The 21,905-nt window shown below is 42.4% G+C and carries 25 protein-coding genes; 13 read left to right on the forward strand and 12 right to left on the reverse strand.

The annotated features are described in order from the left end of the window. The first annotated feature begins 33 nt into the window (after window positions 1–33). A complete protein-coding gene (locus tag L0P88_RS16575; RefSeq protein ID WP_247131037.1) occupies window positions 34–966 on the forward strand; it encodes a peptidylprolyl isomerase in 933 nt (310 codons plus the stop codon). A 453-nt stretch (window positions 967–1,419) separates the two neighbouring features. Here the strand turns inward: L0P88_RS16575 and L0P88_RS16580 are convergent, their stop codons facing one another. The 3 genes from L0P88_RS16580 to L0P88_RS16590 form a co-directional block, all read right to left on the reverse strand. Continuing rightward, the gene (locus tag L0P88_RS16580; RefSeq protein WP_247131038.1) at window positions 1,420–2,166 is read right to left on the reverse strand and encodes an LVIVD repeat-containing protein; all 747 of its coding nucleotides are present in this window, start codon (window positions 2,164–2,166) and stop codon (window positions 1,420–1,422) included. Window positions 2,167–2,170: 4 nt separating this feature from the next. After that, a complete protein-coding gene (locus tag L0P88_RS16585) occupies window positions 2,171–2,692 on the reverse strand; it encodes a hypothetical protein (protein ID WP_247131039.1) in 522 nt (173 codons plus the stop codon). Window positions 2,693–2,819: 127 nt separating this feature from the next. Continuing rightward, entirely contained in the window at window positions 2,820–3,458 is a 639-nt protein-coding gene (locus L0P88_RS16590) for a peroxiredoxin (protein ID WP_247131040.1), read from the reverse strand. Window positions 3,459–3,555: 97 nt separating this feature from the next. On the opposite strand from L0P88_RS16590, the gene L0P88_RS16595 reads away from it, so the two are divergent. Then, on the forward strand, window positions 3,556–4,098 hold the full coding sequence (locus tag L0P88_RS16595) for a YfiT family bacillithiol transferase (RefSeq protein ID WP_247131041.1): 543 nt from the start codon (window positions 3,556–3,558) through the stop codon (window positions 4,096–4,098). Between the two features lies 1 nt (window position 4,099). On the opposite strand, the gene L0P88_RS16600 is transcribed toward L0P88_RS16595, so the two are convergent. From L0P88_RS16600 to L0P88_RS16610, 3 genes are read right to left on the reverse strand one after another with little or no spacing between them, the layout of a single operon-like run. Further along, window positions 4,100–4,642 (reverse strand): GNAT family N-acetyltransferase, encoded by a 543-nt coding sequence (locus L0P88_RS16600; protein WP_247131042.1) that lies wholly within the window; start codon window positions 4,640–4,642, stop codon window positions 4,100–4,102. Then, window positions 4,629–4,949: a cupin domain-containing protein gene (locus tag L0P88_RS16605; RefSeq protein WP_247131043.1), complete on the reverse strand. Its 321-nt coding sequence runs from the start codon at window positions 4,947–4,949 to the stop codon at window positions 4,629–4,631. Before L0P88_RS16605 ends, L0P88_RS16600 begins: the two co-directional genes overlap by 14 nt. A gap of 42 nt (window positions 4,950–4,991) precedes the next feature. Further along, window positions 4,992–5,558 (reverse strand): thioredoxin family protein, encoded by a 567-nt coding sequence (locus tag L0P88_RS16610; RefSeq protein ID WP_247131044.1) that lies wholly within the window; start codon window positions 5,556–5,558, stop codon window positions 4,992–4,994. Window positions 5,559–5,640: 82 nt separating this feature from the next. Between L0P88_RS16610 and L0P88_RS16615 the strand changes: the two genes are divergently transcribed. Both L0P88_RS16615 and L0P88_RS16620 read left to right on the forward strand, forming a co-directional pair. Then, complete coding sequence (locus L0P88_RS16615) at window positions 5,641–6,576, forward strand: bile acid:sodium symporter family protein (RefSeq protein ID WP_247131045.1); 936 nt, start codon at window positions 5,641–5,643, stop codon at window positions 6,574–6,576. Between the two features lie 32 nt (window positions 6,577–6,608). Beyond that, window positions 6,609–7,619: a 1-acyl-sn-glycerol-3-phosphate acyltransferase gene (locus L0P88_RS16620; RefSeq protein WP_247134884.1), complete on the forward strand. Its 1,011-nt coding sequence runs from the start codon at window positions 6,609–6,611 to the stop codon at window positions 7,617–7,619. Here L0P88_RS16620 and L0P88_RS16625 read toward each other — a convergent pair. From L0P88_RS16625 to L0P88_RS16635, 3 genes are all read right to left on the reverse strand, one after another. Then, complete coding sequence (locus L0P88_RS16625; RefSeq protein ID WP_247131046.1) at window positions 7,594–10,119, reverse strand: M14 family zinc carboxypeptidase; 2,526 nt, start codon at window positions 10,117–10,119, stop codon at window positions 7,594–7,596. The genes L0P88_RS16620 and L0P88_RS16625 overlap by 26 nt on opposite strands. Before the next feature lie 85 nt (window positions 10,120–10,204). Further along, window positions 10,205–10,579: a PUR family DNA/RNA-binding protein gene (locus tag L0P88_RS16630; protein WP_158780218.1), complete on the reverse strand. Its 375-nt coding sequence runs from the start codon at window positions 10,577–10,579 to the stop codon at window positions 10,205–10,207. An 80-nt stretch (window positions 10,580–10,659) separates the two neighbouring features. Beyond that, window positions 10,660–12,408: an ABC transporter ATP-binding protein gene (locus L0P88_RS16635; RefSeq protein ID WP_247131047.1), complete on the reverse strand. Its 1,749-nt coding sequence runs from the start codon at window positions 12,406–12,408 to the stop codon at window positions 10,660–10,662. Window positions 12,409–12,576: 168 nt separating this feature from the next. Here L0P88_RS16635 and nusB point away from each other — a divergent pair, with 168 nt between their 5' ends. The 4 genes from nusB to L0P88_RS16655 all read left to right on the forward strand — a co-directional run bounded on the left by nusB (window position 12,577) and on the right by L0P88_RS16655 (window position 15,767). After that, on the forward strand, window positions 12,577–13,524 hold the full coding sequence (gene nusB, locus L0P88_RS16640; protein ID WP_247131048.1) for a transcription antitermination factor NusB: 948 nt from the start codon (window positions 12,577–12,579) through the stop codon (window positions 13,522–13,524). Between the two features lie 41 nt (window positions 13,525–13,565). Continuing rightward, window positions 13,566–14,042 carry a DUF1573 domain-containing protein gene (locus L0P88_RS16645; RefSeq protein WP_158780221.1) on the forward strand — a complete coding sequence of 159 codons (477 nt, stop codon included), beginning with the start codon at window positions 13,566–13,568 and terminating at the stop codon, window positions 14,040–14,042. A 5-nt stretch (window positions 14,043–14,047) separates the two neighbouring features. Next, window positions 14,048–14,338, forward strand: coding sequence for a preprotein translocase subunit YajC (gene yajC, locus L0P88_RS16650; RefSeq protein WP_158780222.1), 291 nt, complete (start codon window positions 14,048–14,050; stop codon window positions 14,336–14,338). Between the two features lie 82 nt (window positions 14,339–14,420). Continuing rightward, on the forward strand, window positions 14,421–15,767 hold the full coding sequence (locus L0P88_RS16655; RefSeq protein ID WP_247131049.1) for a Gfo/Idh/MocA family protein: 1,347 nt from the start codon (window positions 14,421–14,423) through the stop codon (window positions 15,765–15,767). Window positions 15,768–15,769: 2 nt separating this feature from the next. On the opposite strand, the gene L0P88_RS16660 is transcribed toward L0P88_RS16655, so the two are convergent. Next, entirely contained in the window at window positions 15,770–16,369 is a 600-nt protein-coding gene (locus L0P88_RS16660) for a YdeI/OmpD-associated family protein (protein WP_247131050.1), read from the reverse strand. After that, complete coding sequence (pepT, locus tag L0P88_RS16665) at window positions 16,356–17,603, reverse strand: peptidase T (protein ID WP_247131051.1); 1,248 nt, start codon at window positions 17,601–17,603, stop codon at window positions 16,356–16,358. Before pepT ends, L0P88_RS16660 begins: the two co-directional genes overlap by 14 nt. Window positions 17,604–17,698: 95 nt before the next feature. On the opposite strand from pepT, the gene L0P88_RS16670 reads away from it, so the two are divergent. From L0P88_RS16670 to L0P88_RS16680, 3 genes are read left to right on the forward strand one after another with little or no spacing between them, the layout of a single operon-like run. Then, complete coding sequence (locus L0P88_RS16670) at window positions 17,699–18,115, forward strand: hypothetical protein (protein WP_247131052.1); 417 nt, start codon at window positions 17,699–17,701, stop codon at window positions 18,113–18,115. A gap of 56 nt (window positions 18,116–18,171) precedes the next feature. Beyond that, window positions 18,172–19,212, forward strand: a complete 1,041-nt coding sequence (locus tag L0P88_RS16675; RefSeq protein WP_247131053.1) for a quinone-dependent dihydroorotate dehydrogenase — start codon at window positions 18,172–18,174, stop codon at window positions 19,210–19,212. A 10-nt stretch (window positions 19,213–19,222) separates the two neighbouring features. Beyond that, window positions 19,223–19,756: a DinB family protein gene (locus L0P88_RS16680; protein ID WP_247131054.1), complete on the forward strand. Its 534-nt coding sequence runs from the start codon at window positions 19,223–19,225 to the stop codon at window positions 19,754–19,756. A gap of 1 nt (window position 19,757) precedes the next feature. On the opposite strand, the gene L0P88_RS16685 is transcribed toward L0P88_RS16680, so the two are convergent. Continuing rightward, the gene (locus L0P88_RS16685; protein ID WP_247131055.1) at window positions 19,758–20,183 is read right to left on the reverse strand and encodes a Dabb family protein; all 426 of its coding nucleotides are present in this window, start codon (window positions 20,181–20,183) and stop codon (window positions 19,758–19,760) included. A 70-nt stretch (window positions 20,184–20,253) separates the two neighbouring features. Between L0P88_RS16685 and L0P88_RS16690 the strand changes: the two genes are divergently transcribed. Continuing rightward, entirely contained in the window at window positions 20,254–20,874 is a 621-nt protein-coding gene (locus L0P88_RS16690; RefSeq protein ID WP_247131056.1) for a LysE family translocator, read from the forward strand. A gap of 126 nt (window positions 20,875–21,000) precedes the next feature. Further along, window positions 21,001–21,870 carry a hydroxymethylglutaryl-CoA lyase gene (locus L0P88_RS16695; protein ID WP_247131057.1) on the forward strand — a complete coding sequence of 290 codons (870 nt, stop codon included), beginning with the start codon at window positions 21,001–21,003 and terminating at the stop codon, window positions 21,868–21,870. The last annotated feature ends 35 nt before the right edge of the window (window positions 21,871–21,905 follow it).

Below are 21,905 nucleotides of genomic sequence, written 5' to 3' on the forward strand. Positions count from 1 at the left end.
AGCCTTACTTTTGCAGCCTTAAATCAAGAAATTATGCAAGACGGTATCTACGCTAAATTCAATACCACCAAAGGTGAAATCCTCGTAAAGCTCACTCATGATAAAACTCCGGGGACCGTGGGTAATTTTGTGGCTTTGGCCGAGGGGACCTTGGAAAACAGAGCCAAACCCCAAGGGGAACCCTACTATGACGGATTAAAATTCCATCGTGTCATTCCAGACTTTATGATTCAGGGAGGATGTCCCCAAGGTACGGGAACAGGGAGTCCGGGTTATCAGTTCGAAGATGAATTTCACGATGATTTAAAACATGATGGTCCTGGGGTGCTTTCCATGGCAAATGCCGGCCCTGGTACCAATGGAAGCCAGTTTTTCATTACCCATGTAGCCACTCCATGGTTAAACAACAAGCATACCGTTTTTGGACATGTGGCCCATGGACAGGAAGTGGTTGATGCCATTGAACAAGGAGACGGGATCGAGGCCTTGAAAATAGTAAGGGTTGGTGAAGATGCCGAAAAATGGAATGCTATTGAAGCCTTTAGGACCTTTGATGGAGAACGTGAAAAGCGCGAGGCCGAGAAAAAGGCAAAGGCTGAGGCAGCTATGGAAAAACTGGCTGCCGGTTTTGACAGAACCGATTCCGGGCTTCGCTATAAAATCATTCAGAAGGGAGATGGAACAAAAGCAGAGAAGGGTAAAACGGTCGCCGTGCACTATGAAGGAAGTTTGGATAATGGACAAGTCTTTGATTCGTCCTACAGCAGAAAGGAACCGATAGCGTTCCCATTGGGAATGGGACAGGTAATTCCGGGCTGGGACGAAGGTATTGCCCTTTTGCAAGTGGGGGACAAAGCCCGTTTTGTCATTCCTTCAGATCTTGCTTATGGGAGTCGCGGGGCAGGTGGTGTCATTCCTCCAAACGCCACATTGATATTCGATGTTGAACTAATGTCGGTCAAATAGGGATTTTGGTACAAAAACCCTTACTTTATAAAGAAAGCTCCTGATATAGGGAGCTTTTTTATTTTGCCCTATTTACACTGATTAAAAGTAAAAGCATATTCAGTGCGAGCAATAATAATAGAACAGTAAAAAAGGTGTTCATTTTTGTTTGCGGTTTGATGGTTGTTAAATCTTTCCTATGCAACAACTTAACGAAGAAAAACCCTACTTAGTATTTAAAAGTATTCGCAATCAATCTGGTATGTACAGATTGTTTGGATTTTTTAATACCGGAAGGCATTGGAAAAATGGGTGCAATTAAGTAAGCATAGAAAAGAAAGTCACCACGGTTGTTTTTTATTTATTTATTGTTGTTGTCCTTTAGATGTTGGTAACGATATTGGTTGCGTACAAAACCTTAAAAATAATTGGGCCATGCCAAAACAGTGAGGTAGTGGTATGCTTATGACAAAATCAAATGGCGATGTTACTTAAGGCTGTAAAATCAATTCCTTCATCCGAAGGGTTCAACTGATATTGGAATAGACCTGTTTCACCAATGGCAATTAACAAGTCCCCCCTAATAATTACATCAAAGGCTTGTCTATTGATGGCCCTTACTAATTTTGATTCGGCAGGATTGCTTATGTCAAAGACTTTTATTTCATCATCACATACAAATAAATAGTTCCCATAAAGCCCCAAACCTCTTGGAAAAATAAGGTTCCTTGAGCTTACAAGAATAGGTTCGGTAACATTGGTGACATCATAGATTTCCAAAACGTTAATGTCATTACCACAGAACGTATCGCTATGCAAGGTTACAAAAGCATGGGTATCATTGGCGACCACGGGATCGCAGGCCGTAAAATGTTGAACGCTGGACAGTTTTTGGGGGAACTCAGGATTGCCAAGCCCATAAATGAACATTCCGGTTCTAGAACCTATGTACAGATAGTCCTTATAGCCAAACAAAGTTTCGATATCAAAACCAATGTTCACTTTATTGACCAAAACCGGTTCTTCGGCCTGGGCGAGACTAAAAACATTTAAATCAAATCGGTCTACCACATATAAGTAATCGCCCTTAAGGGTAAAGGTAGCCAAAGAACCACCCTGGCCATCTGGAGAGGGTGTTTCGGGCGAACCGGCAGCATCACCGTCAGAACTACAGGACAAGATCAAAAATGGAAGAAGGACTAAAAAACTTAGGTTTTTCATAAGATCATTTTTTTAGTTTCCAATCAACAACAACACTATTGAGAGGCACGTCATACGCATAAAATCCATCTGGGGAGAGTAGTTCGGGGAAGGTGTTTTCAATGCGTTTTGTCAGGGTTAAACTGTTTGTGCCAAAATCAAAATCCGCTGCAATTAAATCCGTAGCTTGATTTATATAAAATATGTTTTCCCGTATGGCCAAATCCGTAGATCCGGGTACTTCAATAAACGTAATCTTAATTGGGCTTTGCGGGTTGGAGTTGTCAAATACATGGAACCCCTTGCGGACCTCATTCACAAAGAGGTAGTTGTCCTTAACATATATTTTTCCGGAATTGAGAATTTCCATAGGTTCCCTAAGTTGAACGGATTTTTCAAAATCGCTACGATCCAAAAACACGGGTTCATAAAGTGAGGCGGATAGTTGGTCACCTATAAAGTCGTCGTCTTCACAGTTTCCATAAAAACAACAGCCTCCCAAGGTGGAAACGATCAAAAAAAGAGGCAGGAAATAAACTCTTCCCATAACATATGTTTTTTGTAGGATTCACAAAATGAAAAAGGTTGTTGGGATGATCGTTAAGTTTGTGTTATGAAAACTTTTTCATAAAAAAACCGCTCAACGAGAGCGGTTTAAGGTCTTTTGGAATTCCTTAAACGGTTGGGTCAGGGGTCATCCTAAGGTAGGGTTTTATCTCTTCCACCCCCTTGGTAAACATTTCTTTCGCCTCTTCCGTAGGGATAGCCGGACTGACCACTACATCTTCCCCATTCTTCCAATTGGCCGGCGTAGCCACTTTATGGTAAGCGGTCAATTGCAAGGAGTCAATGACCCTAAGAAGCTCATAAAAATTTCTCCCGGTTGAGGCAGGGTACGTTAAAATGAGTTTTACGGATTTGTCCGGGGCGATGATAAATACGGAACGTACGGTGAGGGTATCGTCCGCATTGGGGTGAATCATATCGTATAGATCGGATACTTTTCTGTCCTCGTCAGCTACAATGGGAAAGTTAACGATGGTCTTCTGGGTTTCATTGATGTCCTTGATCCATTCATTGTGGGAGTCGGCCCCATCAACGCTCAGTGCCATCATTTTCACATTTCTTTTATCGAATTCGGATTTAAATTTTGCTGCAGTGCCCAGTTCTGTGGTACATACTGGGGTAAAATCCGCAGGATGGGAAAATAAAATCCCCCAGCTATCCCCCAAATAATCATAAAAATTTAAGGTCCCTTGGGAAGTTTCTGCGGTAAAATTGGGGGCTGTATCGCCCAATCGTAATGTTGCCATGGTATAACTAATTTTGATACCCTAAAATTAGGACTAACTTTTAGTCTATCATTTTTACAGTAGTTAAATCTATATCAAAGTTTGTTACTTTTAAGGTATGGAAGAAAACAGAATGGAACAGCTCCGGTATCCCATTGGAAAATATGAAGTTCCTGCCGTGATTACCAAGGAGCATCTGGAGGAATGGATCGGCATTCTTGAAACCTTACCGGGCAAATTGGAGGATTTGGTCCGTTCGTTGACCGAAGAACAACTGGAAACCCCTTACCGGCCCGATGGGTGGACCATACGACAAGTTGTGCATCATGTTGCGGACAGTCACCATAACAGTTATATCCGTTTTAAGTGGGCCCTGACGGAAGACAACCCTTTGATCAAGGCCTATTTTGAAAAAGAATGGGCCAATCTTTTTGATACGAGAACAGCCCCGATCCAATTATCATTGGACCATTTAAGGGCGGTTCATGCCAAATTGGTTTATCTATTAAAAGGACTTTCCAAAGAACAACTACAACGAAAGTTCACCCACCCCGAGGGTAATATGGTATCTACTTTGGAAGAAAATATTGGACGATATGCATGGCACGGAAGCCACCATTTTGCCCACATTAAAACTGTAATTGACCAAAAGCAATGGTAGGTCAAATGGATTTTGCCAGTACCCACATTTCTTTTTGATCGGGTTTTACGCCTGGTAGTGCTATTTTGGTTTCCCCAATGATGCCAAATCCATTTTTTTGATAAAACGCCAGGGCGTTTCCTTTTTTCATGGCTTCCAACCAAATGACTTTCTTCTGGAGTCCTCTGGCCCGATCTATACAAAATAGGAGCGCCTCATTTCCAACACCCTTCCCGGTAAATTCCTTTTTCAAATACAAGCGATGCAGGTATAGGGCCTCTTTTTCCGTAAAGTTGGCGCAGGCCTTATGCCGTGTTATTTTTAGGACTCCGGCGGGGGTATGGTCAACTACAACTATGTAGTTGTCACAATTGGCATTCACCAATTCGCTGGTGACAACCTCCGCAGTAAAACTTGTGGAAATATATGGGATTGCACTGTTGTTTTCCCAAAGATGTAAATAATGCGCATTGTAGGATTGTACCCCAACGGCAATATAGGTATCGATGTTCTTCCTGGAAACTGGTATAAATTGGATTTCAACTTCCAAACTATGCTTTTTCACCTCCTTTTGGACCATAGAACAATACCCAGGTTGCGAAATCATCCGTGAAGTTCTCAAATCTATGGACGACTCCCGCCGGAACAAAAAGGACATCACCTGGCCCAAAATTTGTTCGTTCGTCCCCATTCAAAAATTCACCACTTCCGGATATGACCATATATACCTCATCCTGTTCATGGGGTTGTTGTAAATCTACTTTTTGGGGCTTGTAGATTTCTATGGAAAGGGTGCCATGCCCAAACAAGGTCTTAAACGGGCCCTTATGGGCTGCAAGTGCTTTTATGGCTTCTTTAGGACTTAATTTCATCAAAAAGGTGTTTTAATTCGGAAAACGCCATTTACAAACGCATTAATGCCCATTATCGATCCATTTAATATTACAGCCTATACTCGGTTTTTGGTCTTGGTCAATGGATTTTCCCTCCAAAAGGGCATCTATGGCATTTCGTAGATCATGTCCGTCTAAGGGCAAACCGTTTTGAGGGCGGGAATCGTCCAATTGGCCTCTGTAAACCAGTTTCAACGAACTGTTGAACAAATAGAAATCTGGAGTGCAGGCAGCATCATAAGCTTTGGCCACATCCTGGCTTTCATCATATAGATAAGGGAAGGAATACCCCTCTTTTTGTGCAACTTCCGTCATTAAATGGGGCGCATCTTGAGGATAGTTCACTACATCATTGCTCGAAATGGCGACAAATCCAATCCCTTTTTCTTGATATTCCTTACCCAATTTTGAGATTTCTGGGTTCACATGTACCACAAAAGGGCAGTGATTACAGATAAACATAATGACAGTGCCTTTTTCGCCACGTAGCCCTGATAAGCTGCGTGTTTGTCCACTAACGGTATCAAACAACGAAAAATCGGGGGCAGGGGTGCCCAATGGTAGCATATTGCTCGGAGTTCGTGCCATGGAGAAGTTTTTAATCCTTTTGCTAAGGTAAGCATCGATTCAAGATCATGACAATCCATTAGTTGGGAAACATTTATATTAGATGGAAATTGGATGGTTTTTGGAGCAACTCATAGATAACGTTCATATCAATTTTGATACAAAATCCCTATGGGCACTCAATGTGGCCCTGGCCCTCGTCATGTTTGGAATTGCCCTGGAAATACGATTGGACGATTTTAAACGACTGCTCAAATCGCCAAAATTGGTGTTGACCGGGGTGCTAAGTCAATTTATACTACTGCCATTGGTCACTTTTTTACTGGTATGGCTTACCGATCCCATACCCAGTATAGCTTTGGGTATGTTTATGGTAGCGGCCTGCCCCGGGGGAAATGTCTCCAACTTTTTTACACATATGTCCAGGGGTAATGCGGCCCTTTCCGTTACCCTCACTGCAATTGCAACACTTTTGGCGATAGTGATGACCCCTTTTAACCTTAGTTTTTGGGGTGGTCTATATGGACCCACGGCATCTATCTTAAAAGAGATTTCCATATCCCCGTTTGCCATGGTGCGCCTTGTTGCTTTATTGCTCGGTATACCCTTGCTATTGGGAATGTTGGTAAATTACCATAGGCCCAAATTGGCCAGGATGATGGCAAAAGGCTTTAAAGTCGGTTCCCTGCTCTTTTTTGTGGTATTGGTGTTCATGGCACTTTATAACAATAGGGAGGTTTTTATGACGTATGTACTGTATGTGTTCTGGTTGGTTTTGTTGCATAATTTGTTGGCCTTACTGACCGGTTTTTCCCTGGGTAAGTTAATGGGTTTTGATAAAGGCAGTATACGTTGTTTGACCATTGAAACCGGAATACAAAACTCTGGCCTTGGCCTTTTATTGATTTTTACTTTTTTCGAAGGCCTTGGCGGTATGGCCCTTTTAACGGCTTTTTGGGGCATATGGCATTTAATATCCGGTTTGGTACTTAGTGGGTTTTGGGGATATGGATCTGTTGAAAAAGAAGAATTGGTGTGAAGGGGATTGCTTATTATTTCTTTAGATATTGGGTGACCATTGCACTTTTCTTTTACTACCGGAAAATTAAATTGGGGGGTCTTGGACATATCCCAAAAAACAAAGCAATCCTTTTTTTGTCCAACCATCAGAACGCACTCATGGACATTTTGTTGATTGCTACTAAATGCGGGAGGAAACCGTGGTTTCTTACGAGGGCGGATGTGTTTAAAAAGACAGTGTTTGGACCACTTTTTCGATTTCTTCAAATGATGCCAATTTATCGTATGCGGGACGGAAGGGCCAGTCTTTCCGGAAACAGGGCCATTTTTGACGAATGTGGTACGTTATTGGGGCGGGGGGAAGCTATCCTAATCTTCCCGGAAGCCAACCACAGCCTAAAACGTAGGATACGACCATTGAGTAAAGGGTTTACCCGTATTATTGAAGCAGCGTTGAAAAAAGACCCCGAATTGGATTTGGTGCTCGTACCCGTAGGGCAGAACTACCAAACCCCCAGGCAGGCTGGGGACAGTGCTGCCCTTTATTTTGGCGAGCCCATTGCCGTTCAGGAGTATTGTAAAGCGGAAGGCTGGGGCATGGCCTTAAAGAATGAAGTGTTTCAAAAACTAACAAAACTCACTACACATATTTCCGATGGGGAAAACTATGAACATACGGTGACCAAGTTGAATGACCTGGGAATGGATTATACCGATCCCGTTGCCTGTAACCAGTGGATCAATACCAAACATGCGACCAAAACAGCGCCGAGGAAGTCCTTTGGGACTCCACTTTTCCGCTTTGTTTTTAGGTTGATCAATCTTCCCATGATATTGCTTTGGCGCATCTTAGTAAAGCCCAAAGTTCCGGAACCCGAGTTTGATGCTACGTTTCGTTTCGGTTTTGTCCTACTGGCCTATCCTCTGATATACGTCTTATCGATAATGGTATTGATCTTTACCTTCAATCTGAAAACGGCATGCCTTTGTTGCCTAAGTCATGCCGTTTTAAACCTTCTTTTGGTAAAAATTGGGATTACATCATCGGACCAAAGAAAATAGCATTCATCATCAGTTTATTGGTGCCATACCAAAAGGCCCTAAAATTGGTGTTGTCCGTAAACAGGATAACACGTCCCTTACCCATACGTTTGGCTTTAAAGGGCACACTGTTTTTGATCAGCTTTTTGTTTTCTTCGGAAATATAGCCACTCTGCAGCGGGTTATTGGTGTATTGAATAGGGTTGTTGTAGCTATCTTTTTCAGGTTTAAGGTAGATATTGGTATTTCTGAACAACGAAATCCTGTTGTTTTTATACCCATAACCAACCGGATGTGACCTATCCAATTTTGCCTCAAAAATAGCACCGCCGGTTACCTGGGCACCCAAGAAATCACGTCTTTGGTCAAATCTGATATTTTTGGCCTTTAGGGTATCTTTTTTCATTTCGAAGTTCAGAAACTCGTACTTCTTAAACCAATCCGCTACATTCCTAAAACCAATTACGGTTCCTCCGTTCTGTACCCATTCCTTGACTTTTTCGGCCCCTTTTTCGTCCAAGATGTTTCCACCCCTACCGCTGGGCATGATTAAGTCGGTGTATTTAGTTAAGTCCACCTCATGGAAATAACGGGTGTCAATTTTGGTAATCTTCATATTGTAACGTGTATCAAACAAATGCCAAATTTCCCCAGCATCGTAAGAGCGGACACCATCACCTACCAATAGGGCAACTTTCTGTTTTTGGATGGGATCAAAATCATTGCTGCCCAAATCAATTCCAACGGTCAACCCAGTAGATACCGCATCAATGGAAATCTGGCTTTCCAAAGCAACTTTTTCAAGAAAGCTGTGCATCCCATTGGCATCTAACTTCTGGTTCTGTACTGGAACCATTATGGTCCCATAATCATATTTTTTACCGTTCACGCTAAAGGGGGTTTTGGCCACCTTCGCCCGTAAACCCTTTTCAAGAATGGCATTCAACGCTTTTGGGGTGTAATACTCATGCCATTCAAAAAGATAGGCATAATTGCTTTTTCCACTTATGGACCCTTGAATGGGCTCCAGGTTTTCCACCTTATCGCCCGCACTTAACAAAGCGGACAGCTCCATATGATCCAAATTGAAGGCCAAGGGAAAGGTCCATGCGGAAATATCATAGAAAAGACTGTCTTTAAAGGTTGTTCTTTTTTCGAACATGGCCCTGATCAACCGTGGATTTTTCTGATTTAGGGGAACAACATACGCCGCCCCTTTTCTGAATGCCTTGCCGCCAATGGTCACATTGTCCTTCAATTCATGGAATTGTATCTTGTGCCTATTCAGGACTTCCGCCAAATGCCAGGTCTTATTGATGTCCTTGGCATCTCCAAATAGGTACCCCTTTGTCCTACTTCTACCGGCCTCCCTTTTAATCTCCTGGTAGTATTTTCTCTGATAATCAAGGATTTTGGTGCGCATGTTCTTGGCGGCCTCAATAGTGGAAAGGGCCGTGGTAAACTGATTTTTTATCGTGAAGGGAAAAGTTAGTATGCCGTTTTCACTTTCTTGGATATGGCCCCTTGAGCTTCCTTGTTCAAACAATATCCCTATGCTTCCGTTCACGTCCGGAAAGGTAGAGCCTTTACCATAATAATAGTCATCATAATTTTCCTCGGAATAGTAAAGTGACCCGATCTTGTCCAAGGCCCGGGCATGGTAAGTTCCGATTTCCGCAGTCAATTCCTGATTGATTTTTGGAGTTAAAGGGTGCACCCTTGAGGGTTCGCCGGGCTGGAAGAAGAAAGTGGAGTTGGTACCCATTTCATGATGGTCCGTCAAAATATTGGGCAACCATTTATGGAATGTTTCGATACGTGCCCTACTTTCAGGTAATTGTACGGGCAGCCAATCCCTGTTCATATCAAACCAATAATGATTGGTACGTCCACCGGGCCACACTTCATGGTATTCACGTTCGTTACGATCTGGATTCAAATTTTGACTTCTATGTACATTGGCCCAATAGGCAAAACGCTGTAATCCGTCTGGATTAAAACAGGGATCCAGTAGAATCACCATATTGTCCAACAGTTCTTCAATTTCAGGTCCCTGAGCAGCGGCCAAGTGATACGCATAGGCAAGGGAGGCATTGGAACCACTGGACTCATTACCATGAATTGAAAAGCCTTGATATACTACTATGGGCATCCCATTCGTATTTAAGGATGTAGCCCCACTCTCGGTAAGTGAAATATGCTCTTGCCGTAGCTGTTCCAGATTTTGATGGTTTTTTGGGGAGGTGACCGTTAGCAATAAGATGGGGCGGCCTTCAAAAGTTTCGCCCCTATTTTCAATGGTCATCCTATCACTTTTGTCTGCCAATGTTTTCATGTAGAACATGAGCTTATCGTGGGTTACATGCCATTGCCCCACTTCATGACCAATAATGTCCGCAGGCTTAGGAATAGTGGGGTCGTAGGAAACCCCTTCGGGCAGATAATAGTCCAAGCTTGTAGTATTTTGCGCGTATACCGGCATTCCCAATGCAGCCAGGAACAGGAAGAGTATCAATCTCATCTTGAATTATTTAAGTTAGTCTATACTAAAAACAAATAACGACCTACGTTAGTAGGTCGTTAGGGTAATTATTTTAGGATTATTGTTAGATATCGTCAAAGTCCACATCGGTAAAACTACCGGCTGCTCCTTTCGTATCCGGGGAATCCTCATCTTCCTCTTTCTTAAAATCCTTTTGGTGCCGTTCCGATATGACCTCAAGACCTTTTTCATCAATGATGTAGTCCATCATTTCTTCCATAATTTCACGGAATGATTCAAAGTCTTCCTTGTACAAATAAATTTTGTGTTTCTTATAATGAAAGGAGCCATCGTCGTTGGTAAATTTCTTGCTTTCCGTGATGGTCAGATAATAGTCACCTGCTTTGGTGCTCCTTACATCGAAAAAATACGTTCTTCTCCCTGCCCTAAGGACTTTGGAGTAAATTTCTTCCTGATCCATTAAATCTTTATCGCCCATATGGTGTAGTGTTCTGTTAGTGTAATGTTACATTATTCTGCCAAAAATGTAAAAAAAATCATAAAGGGGCAACTTTTTGATTATTCTTTCTCCGTCAATTGGTCTTGATACAGTTGTTGATAGTACCCCTCTCGATTGTTCAATTCCGCATGGGTACCCTCTTGTATGATCTTGCCATCTTCCAATACTATGATTTTATCGGCGTTTTTGGCCGATGACACCCTATGGCTTACAATCAAGGTAGTTTTTTCCGCGGAAGCGTTCTTTAGGTTTTTCAAAATCTCTTCCTCGGTTTCGGTATCCACCGCAGAAAGGCAATCATCAAAAAGGTAAATTTTGGGATCTTTTATAAGCGCCCTTGCGATGGAAACCCGTTGTTTCTGTCCGCCACTTAAAGTGATTCCACGTTCTCCCAGGACCGTATCGTATTGTTTGGCAAACCCAACAATATTTTCATGGACCACCGCATCTTTGGCAACGTCAATGATTTCCGATGTACTGGCTTCTTCCTTTCCAAAACGGATATTGTTCTCAATGGTATCGGAAAAAAGGAAGGCGTCTTGTGGAACTGCTCCAATGGAACTTCTAAGGCTGTTTAGGTTTAGGGTCTCAATGGGGTTATCGTCCAGAAGGATTTTACCTTCATTTACATCGTAAAGCCTGGCCACTAAATCCAAGATTGTGGATTTTCCGGATCCCGTCTTGCCCAAAATTGCCAGGGTCTCCCCGGTGTTCACGATAAATGATATATCATCAAGGGCTTGGATACCGGTATCCTCATACGTAAAGGAAACATTTTTGAATACTATTTTCCCTTGAATTGGGGTTGGGGAAGAAACTTCATTTTTAATCTGGGGCCTTATTTTCAGGAACTCATTGATTCTTTTCTGTGAAGCCTCTGCCCTTTGGACAATGGAGGTCAACCATCCTACCACGGCCACCGGCCAGGTAAGCATATTGACATAAAGGATGAATTCCGCTATGACCCCAAGGCTTATTTCACCATTAATGTATTGCTTTCCACCAATGTAGATGACCAGGATATTACTGATGCCTATTAAAAGGATCATCAAAGGAAAGAACCAGGCATTTACCTTGGCCAAATCCATACTTGTTTCCTTGCCTTCCAAGGCCAACTTCCTAACATCCCTATTTATTTGGGGCTCCAGGCCATAGGCTTTTATCACCGATATCCCGGAAAAGGATTCTTGTGCAAAGGTGGACAGTGTGGAAAGGTATTCCTGTACTTTGGTGCTTCGTTTGTGGATGATCCTACTTATTTGATAGATCAATACCGAAAGGATGGGCAAAGGTATCAAGGTGTAGAACGCAATGGTAGGCGCCTTTATGAACATCAACGAAATAACAAAGACAAAGGTGGTAATGGTATTGATACCGTACATGATAACCGGACCGCCATACATGCGCACCTGAGTGACATCCTCACTGATGCGGTTCATTAAATCGCCGATTCGATTGCGTTTGTAAAAATCCAAGTTCAATATTTGATAATGATCAAAAACCTCGTTCTTTAAATCGTATTCAATATATCTGGAAACATTAATGATGGTTTGTCGCATTAAAAAAGTGAACAAACCGGAAAGAACGGCAGCTCCAATAATAATGAGGATATATTCAAAGAGTAAATTCTTTGCTTCCGCCTTATCCAGGATATTGGTTGCCAGGGCATTGATCGTATCTATCGATTTACTTACGTAGGAGGGCATAATTAGTGAAAACACCCGGGCCACAATGGTAATAATTATGCCTAGAAGGAGTTTGAACCAGTATTTCTTAAAATACTTATTAAGATGTTTTAATTCTTTCATTGTCCAAAAAGACGGGGATTTTCCTTATCCAAGTTGCCAAAGATATGTGATTGGAACCAATCCCAATGTTATAAAACTGATAAGATGTTAACCAGGGATAGGAGTGGTAAAAATATAGCCTTACTTTTGCCCATCATTATCAATCCATATTGTATATAGTTCTTTTAAATGCTAACAAGAAGGCATATTAGGGTAAAAGTGATGCAATGTATCTATGCCCTTACACAGTCCGAAGACGATTCATTGGAAAAACAACAGAAGTTCCTCAATGTAAGTATTGCCAATGTCTATACGTTGTATTTATTACTCCTGGGATTATTGATGGAATTGCATCAACTGGCAAAAAAACATGCGGACCATGCGTCAAAAAAATACCTTTCCGAGGATGGGGATACTTATCCCGACACCAAAAGATTTGTAAAGAACAAACTGCTATTGCAGCTAACGGAAAATAAGGCCCTCGGCCAGGAGATTTCCAAAAGGAAATTGAACAATTGGTACCTCAATGAGGAATACGTAAAAATTCTTCACAAAGAAATAGTGCAAAGTGAAATTTATGGTACCTACATGACGGCATCCAAAACCAATTATGAGGCCGATAGGAATTTTGTGATTGATCTGTTCAAGGAAATCATTGCCCCGAACGAAAAGATTTACGAATACTTTGAGGACGATAAGTTGACATGGGTGGATGATATCCCCATTGTAAACACCTTTTTGGTCAAACGCTTAAAAAAGGCAAAGCCGGATAGTGCAGAACGGTTTTTCCTCCCCCGCCTGTTAAAGGACCAACAGGATATGGTTTTTGCGAAGGACTTATTGGTAAAGACGTTGTTGAACAACAGTGAATGGGAGAAGGAAATTCAAGCAAAAACCCCTAATTGGGATAAGGACCGCATTGCCGAAATTGACCATATTCTCTTAAAGATGGCCATTTGCGAGTTCATTCATTTTTCCTCCATTCCCGAAAAGGTTACCATCAATGAATATTTGGAAATTGCAAAGGAGTATTCCACACCCAAAAGCAGCATCTTTATCAATGGTATATTGGACAAATTGGTAAAGGAATACAAACGGTCGGGACGAATGCAAAAAATGGGAAGGGGACTGTTGTAAGGAGGAAATCCTTATTTTTGCCTAAATAAACAAAGATAATTATGAAAAGAATAGCTTTTGCATTTGTTGCTATGGGGTTATTGTTCTTAGGAACATCCTGTAAGGATAAAGCAAGTAGTAAAGTAGTTGCTGAAAACGTTGAAACTGCGTCTGAACGGGATGAGGTTTCCAAAAAACTCCCCGTAATGTCCTTTGATAAGGCCGAGCACGACTTTGGTACCATTATACAGGGAACTCCTCAAGAAACGGTGTTTACGTTCACCAATACAGGCGATGCCCCCTTGATCATTACAGATGCAAGAAGCAGTTGTGGTTGTACGGTTCCCCAATACCCAAAGAATACACCCATAGCTCCTGGCGAGACCGGTGAACTTCTTGTTAAATTCAATGGTTCCGGTAAAAGCCAAGTCACCAAAACGGTGACGGTAACTGCAAATACTGAAAAAGGATCCGAACTGCTAAGAATTAAAGCATTCGTTACACCTAAGGATCAGGCACCTGCCGGACCGGTAAAATAATTTTAATGGAGCAATTAGGACAGTTTTTTCCACTACTGTTGATTTTTGTAGTGGCATATTTCTTTATGATTCGACCACAAATGAAACGTCAAAAAGATGAAAAGAAGTTTCTGGCGGATATTAAGAAAGGGGATAAGGTGATAACTAAAAGTGGTCTTCATGGAAAGATTGTTGATCTTAACGACAAGGACAATTCCTGCGTTATTGAAACGATGGCCGGCAAGTTAAAATTTGACCGTTCGGCAATCTCCATGGAGGGTAGTAAAAAACTAAGCCCGACCCCTACCAAGAAATAACAGGCATTCCCAATACAATGAAAAGGCCCTTTGATTTTCAAAGGGCCTTTTTTGTTTGTAACTTAAGTGCAAATCCAAAAAAATGGCTACAAGAAGGCACTTTATCAAATCCGGATCACTTTATATGGGGGCGTTGGGAATAGGGACACTGTTCCCAATGGAACTATTGGGGTCCATGCGCAAAAAGATAAGCCCAAACGATAAGATCCAGGTAGGTCTAATAGGCTGTAAGGGGATGGGATTCTCCAATCTATCCTCTATGTTGAAGCATAGTGAAATAGAAGTAGTGGCCCTCTGTGATGTGGATAAAAGTGTTTTGGAAAATAGAACGTCCGACCTGGAAAAGGCCAACATCAAAAAGCCCAAATGGTATACAGATTATCGAAAACTATTGGAGGATAGTGATGTGGAGGTGGTCATTATTGGAACGCCCGATCATTGGCACTGTTTGCAACTCATTGACGCCATTGATGCCAAAAAGGATGTCTACTGTGAAAAGCCAATTGCGAACTCCATCCATGAGTGCAAGGCCATGCTCAAGAAGGTGAATTCCAGTGATCGTATGGTTCAAATTGGGCAATGGCAACGGAGCCAGCCTCATTTTGTGGATGCCATAAACTTTGTACATTCCGGTAAGCTGGGTGAAATTCGTTTGGTCAAAGTATGGGCCTACCAAGGTTGGATGCAGCCCGTTCCTTTGTTGGACGATACTGCCGTCCCCACAGGTGTGGATTATAATATGTGGTTGGGGCCAGCGCCCAAGAGGCCTTTCAACCCCAATCGATTCCACTTTAATTTTCGATGGTTCTGGGACTATGCCGGGGGGCTAATGACGGATTGGGGCGTACATCTTATGGACTATGCCCTTTTTGGAATGAAGGCGGGTACCCCAAAATCGGTCATGGCCATTGGAGGAAAATTTGCCTATCCCAATGATGCCTCTGAAACTCCGGACACCTTACAAACGGTATATGAATATGATGGCTATTCCATTTTATGGGAACATGCAACCGGTATTGACGGGGGCAATTATGGTCGTGACCACGGAATCGCCTTTATTGGAAATAATGGCACCTTAGTTTTAAATAGGGGGGGATGGGAGGTTATTCCCGAAAATGAGAGACCGGACTGGAGTAAGGACCTTGGACCAAAAATGGAAGCAATCCCACTACGTCAAAATGAAGGCAATGGACTGGATTTACACACCACAAACTTTATTGAAGCCATAAAATCCAGGGATTCCAAGCTATTGAATGCTCCAATTGAAGTAGGTTACAATACGGCCTTGGTTTGCCACATGGGGAATATTGCCTACAAAACCGGGAATAGGATATACTGGGATGCCAATAAAAAGGCGTTTGCGGACTCCAAATCAAATGCATTGATGACACCGGTTTACCACAATGGTTGGAAACTACCTGATGTTTAAAATCAGGACTTTCGGTAAGCATCATTTAGACCGACCCCTTTTTCAATCATGGGAAGAATTTTTTCCAGGCGGTTCCATTTGGTTTTTTCTTGTTTGGCCTCATTGATATATTCGGCAAACTCCTTTTGTTTATAGGGGGAAAAAGCGTTGAACGAAGTATGTAATTTTGAGTTTTTTTCCAGCGCTTCTTTTAATTGGGAAGGCATGGCATATGCTGCGCTCTTTTTTTCAGGTGTTATCTCTTTTCCCAGTTTTTGGTTTTCTATAGCTTCATTGATGTAGGCCAAAACGCCTTTATCATCTATTTCTTCAATAGAAGTGAAATTCCAGTGGCGCATCGCCTTTGTTTTTCCTTCTTGCGCATTTCGTAATACGCCTTTGGGATCTTTTAGAAATACCCCTTGATAGAACCAAATACCGAAAAATGCCTTGAACCTACAGATGCCAAATACATTTTTGTTGTTGATGGTGTAGACGGGCATTCCCCATTTGCAAGTTTCTATGGCCTCAGTTGTTTTGGCTAAATTTCTAAGGTGGACTATGGCTTCTTGATAGTGATGCTCGGCCGCATAGTACGCATCCGCGCTTTTATTTTTTTCCATGGCTCATAAATTTCTCCCCGGTAAGTTCGCAAATTTTTACAATTACGTCTACGGCCTTTTCCATACTTTCCAAAGGGATGTACTCATATTTGCCATGGAAATTATGCCCCCCTGCAAAAATATTGGGGCAGGGCAATCCCATAAAACTTAACTGTGAGCCATCCGTTCCGCCGCGTATGGGCTTTATTAGGGGCTCAATGCCCAATTGCATCATGGCCTCTTCGGCGATTTCCACAATATGGAACACGGGTTCTATCTTTTCCCGCATGTTTCGGTATTGGTCGGTGATTTCAAGTGTTACAAACTCTTCCCGGTATTGCTTATTGAGTTTGGTCGCAATATTGGACAGTAGTTCCTTCCTTGCCTCAAATTGTTCCTCATCATGGTCCCTTATGATCAGTTCCAATTGCGCACTTTCAATGGATCCCTTAATGTCATGAACATGAAAAAAGCCTTCTCGATCTTCCGTGGTTTCAGGGGTTTCCCGTTTGGGCAACAAGCTTATAAAGGTGTTGGCGAGTATAATTGCGTTCACCATTTTTCCTTTGGCATAGCCAGGGTGGACACTTTTTCCCGTAAAGGTGATTTTGGCACTTGCCGCGTTGAAATTTTCATATTCCAACTCTCCCAATTGACTGCCATCAATGGTATAGGCCCAGTCCGCACCAAACTTTTTCACATCAAATTTATGGGCTCCCCTTCCTATTTCCTCATCCGGTGTAAAGGCAATACGGATATTGCCGTGCTTTATTTCCGGATGTTTGATAAGATATTCCATGGCTGTAATGATTTCCGACAGGCCCGCCTTATCGTCAGCGCCCAAAAGTGTGGTGCCATTCGTTGTGATCAACGTCTGCCCCTTATAGTGCAATAGCTCTTCAAAATAATCTGGAGATAGTATGATGTTTTTAGTGGTATGCAATACAATGTCCCCGCCATCATAATCTTCGATTATTTTGGGTTTCACATTGAAACCGGTAAAATCAGGTGTAGTATCATAATGTGCAATAAAGCCAATGGTGGGCACTGTTTTATCCAAATTACTGGGCAAACTGGCCATGATATACCCATTTTCATCAATGGAGACCTCCTGCATACCAATTTGGTGCAATTCAAACACTAACTTTTTGGCCAAAACCAACTGTTTTTTGGTGCTTGGAGTGGTTTTTGAACGCGGATCGCTTTGGGTGTCAATAGCTACATAATCCAGAAAACGGGGTAGTAATTTTTCCATTAAAATGCTTTTTATCAAAAATACGGTTTAATTCGTCCTTGTTTTTCCGTCGGGTTGAAATTAGAATCTATCTTTCCTTTCTTAAACCATTGGGATTGATACGATATTTACTATTGTTATTTCTAGGACCACTTATGCTCTTTTCCCAGGAGGATTGTCTTTTGGGTATTGGGGGTAAGGATGATGAAATGATCCGAACCGTATTTGAGTTGACCGATGAGCAAATAGAACAAATGCGCAATTGGGGCGCGGAACTGCAATTTAGGAACGAGATTTTTGAGATTAAAGCGCAGAACCTATTAAAGAACCATGCCCAAAGTTCTGTAGAGGATTTATTGATAATGTCCCATAAATACAAGGCTTTGTTGGACAGCATGCAGAACAACATTAAATTATTGGACAAGCGAATGTTGGGTATTTTTACCAACGAGCAGTACAACCTTTATATCATGCTCTGTAACCAGGTCAATCGAAGTCCCCTATATGCCCCAAGGTCAATGAACGAAAAATAGCCCTTTTTGAAGGGTGCTTTCGTTAGACTTTCTATTTTTACGGAAAATAAGTGTTAATGTACAAGCTGGTAATTCGCCCCCTGTTATTTTTGCTTGATCCCGAAACTGTTCACCACTTCTCCTTCTCATCAATTAAACTACTTTCCAGACTAGGTTTTTCAACCGTATTCCGAAAGCTTTTCAGTATGGACGATCCAAAATTGGAAAGGGAGGTTTTTGGTCTGAAGTTTAAAAATCCAGTGGGGTTGGCGGCAGGATTCGATAAAGATGCCAAGCTTTTCAATGAATTATCGGATTTGGGATTTGGGTTTATAGAAATTGGTACATTGACCCCCAAGCCCCAACCCGGCAATCCAAAAAAACGATTGTTCCGCTTAATTGAGGATAAGGCGATCATTAATAGAATGGGCTTTAATAATGAAGGGGTTTTTGATGCCGTGGAACGATTGCGGAAAGAACAGCGCGTATTGATTGGGGGTAACATTGGGAAAAACAAAGTGACGCCCAATAAGGATGCGGTCAAGGATTATCTTATCTGTTTTGATGCCCTATTTGAGTATGTGGACTATTTTGTGGTCAATGTAAGCTCTCCCAACACACCTGGTTTGCGGGAACTTCAGGACAAGAAACCACTTACCGATATCTTAAAAAAGCTAAAGCGGGAAAACATCAAGCTCGCCAAAAAATATGAATCACCGGAAAAACCAATTCTGTTAAAAATCGCACCGGACCTTACGGATGCCCAGTTATTGGATATTATCAGCATTGTCAAAGCTTCCAAGATAGATGGGGTAATTGCCACCAATACCACCATCGGGCGAAAAGGACTCAAGTCACACTTGACACTGGTTGAGGAAAAGGGAGGACTAAGTGGGAAACCGTTGGCCAAACGAAGTACTGAGGTCATTCGTTTTCTTTCGGAGAAAAGCAAAAAGGCATTTCCCATTATTGGGGTCGGCGGCATTCATTCTGCAGAGGATGCCCTTGAAAAATTGGAGGCCGGAGCGGATTTGGTACAGTTGTATACAGGATTTATATATGAAGGACCCAGTTTGATAAAACGCATCAATAAAGCTATCTTGAGCCAAGAACACTAAAGTTTTTGGTATGAGACCACTCTTCTTATCACTGGCCTTTTTGACCTCCCATCTGCTTTGGGCACAAACCGATGAAATGCCCAGAACGGATTTTACCAAAATGTACCTTCCCGTATGGTTGGAAGCTAGAGAACACTGCCTGGAAGTAGCTGAGGCCATGCCGGAGGAACTTTATGGGTATCAACCAACGGAAGTCAGCAAAACCTTTGCGGAACAAATGGTGCATATTGGTTATACCATTGAATTATTGACCAAAAGATATGTTCAGGGCATGAAGGTAAAACCCAACGCTCCGGATGCTTCGACCTTAACAAAAGAAGAGATCATCCAACTTTTAAAAAAGGGATTCGACTATACTACGCAAGTCATCAGGACCATTGAGCAGGATCAGTTGGACGAAACCTGTACCATGTATCACAGTGGCAATGTGGTAAGTCGGGCTTTTGCGCTTTTTTACGTGCAGGACCATATGGCCAATCACAGGGCCAAGGCCAATCTCTATTTACGGATGAATACCATTGAACCACCGGAATATACCTGGTAGGTCAATCCGTCCAGTAATCCACCACAAGGACATCTTCAATATGTGGTGAAGCCAAATCCACAAAAGCTTTATGGTCCGAATGGGGCAAATAGGTTTCGCGGCCCTGTTCGTCTTTAAAGCTCACAAAAAAGCAATGGGTAAAACCTTTGTCCAAACCCTCGGGACTATTGTTCAATCCCCATTCAAAAGCAATAATCTCGGGGATCTTGGAAGGTAAATCCGAGAATGCAGCTTCAATTGCCTTTAGCTCTTCGGGAGAAGTACCTTCCTTAAATTTGAACAGAACGACGTGGCGCAAGGTCTTGGTTTTTTCAATTTCGGTTATGGAATTGGGCTTTTCAGTATTTTTTACAAACATGGCAATGCCAAAGGTAAGGCCAAATGCCAGACCCAAGAATAACAAGTAGGCCTTGTAATTGTTCTTCATTGTTTTTGCGTTTAAGGTACAAAAAACCTGAGATGGAATTTGTATTTTGAAAACCGCTAATGACCCTTTCTTGGATTACGAAATACTTCTTGGATTTGTATTGGCCACGGCGGCGTTGGCCATTTCACCCGGTCCTGACAATATTTTTGTGCTGACCCTGAGTATGGCTAATGGCAAAAAATACGGTTTGGCGGTGGTGGCGGGGCTAATGACCGGTTGTTTGATTCATACGACCCTGTTGGCTTTTGGGGTTTCCGAAGTGATAAAGCGAAGTGAAACCCTTTTCTGGGTCATAAAACTGTTTGGGGCTGCCTATCTGATGTACCTGGCATTTATGGTGTTCAGGGAAGGCTCTGGTATTGAACTGTCCCAGGGAAATACCACGGAACTGCGATTGACAGGCTTATTTAAAAAAGGATTTTGGATGAATGTGCTCAATCCCAAGGTGACCATTTTTTTCCTGGCTTTTTTTCCGGCCTTTCTTTTTAGCGATTCCCTAAATCCCGTTATTCAGTTTTATACCCTTGGGTTTTTGTTCATCATGGTTTCCACATTGATTTTTGGGGGTATGGCAATCATGGCCGGTAGTATTTCCACTTATATCTCCAAAACACCCAAGGTGTCGGTTTTTTTCAAATGGTTACAGATTGTGGTTTTTGTAGGGATAGCGGTGTATTTGTTGGTGGGTTAAAGGAGTGTTGTTCAAGAATTGTTCTACCTACGCTTCTCGCCTTACCTAGCACCTAACACCTAACACCTAACACCTAATACCCCTTTTCCCCTTTGGGGGCTAGGGGGCTATTCGTACTTTTACAACATGTCCAATACAAAGGTCAAAATCATAGAATGTCCCCGGGATGCAATGCAGGGCATTAAAGCTTTTATTCCTACGGAACAGAAAGCCAAATACATTCAGGCCTTGTTGGGATGTGGTTTTGATACCCTGGATTTTGGAAGTTTTGTTTCCCCCAAGGCCATTCCGCAAATGCAGGATACTGCTGAGGTCCTGGCCAGATTGGACCTCACACGAACAAAAAGTAAGCTATTGGGCATTGTGGCCAATGTACGTGGCGCCCATAATGCCAGTGTGCACCCAGAAATTGATTATTTGGGTTTTCCGTTTTCCATTTCGGAGAACTTTCAAATGCGGAATACCCATAAGACCATTGATCAGTCCGTGGAAACCTTAAAGGAAATCCTTGGGATTGCCCATGCGTCCAACAAAAAGGTGGTCACCTATATTTCCATGGGGTTTGGAAATCCCTATGGGGATCCCTGGAATGTGGAAATCGTAGGGGAGTGGACGGAAAAGCTGGCGGAAATGGGGGTTGGAATCCTTTCACTATCCGATACCATTGGCAGTTCCACCCCTGAAGTCATCGATTATCTCTTTTCCAATTTGATACCCAAATACCCTGATATTGAATTTGGGGCCCATTTGCATACCACCCCAACCAGTTGGCACGAGAAAGTCCAAGCGGCCTACCAGGCCGGTTGCAGACGATTTGATGGGGCCGTACAGGGTTTTGGTGGCTGCCCCATGGCCAAAGATGAGCTTACCGGAAATATGCCCACCGAAAAGATGCTTTCCTATTTTACGGCGCAAAAGGCGGATACCGGAGTGAATTGGATGGTCTTTGAAGCTGCGTACAATAAAGCAACAGAGCTGTTTTCCATGTATCATTAAGCCGGTTTAGATTGATTTCTTTTTGGTGTTGGTTA

The organism is Muricauda sp. SCSIO 64092, assembly GCF_023016285.1.
Classification (GTDB): Bacteria; Bacteroidota; Bacteroidia; order Flavobacteriales; family Flavobacteriaceae; genus Croceivirga.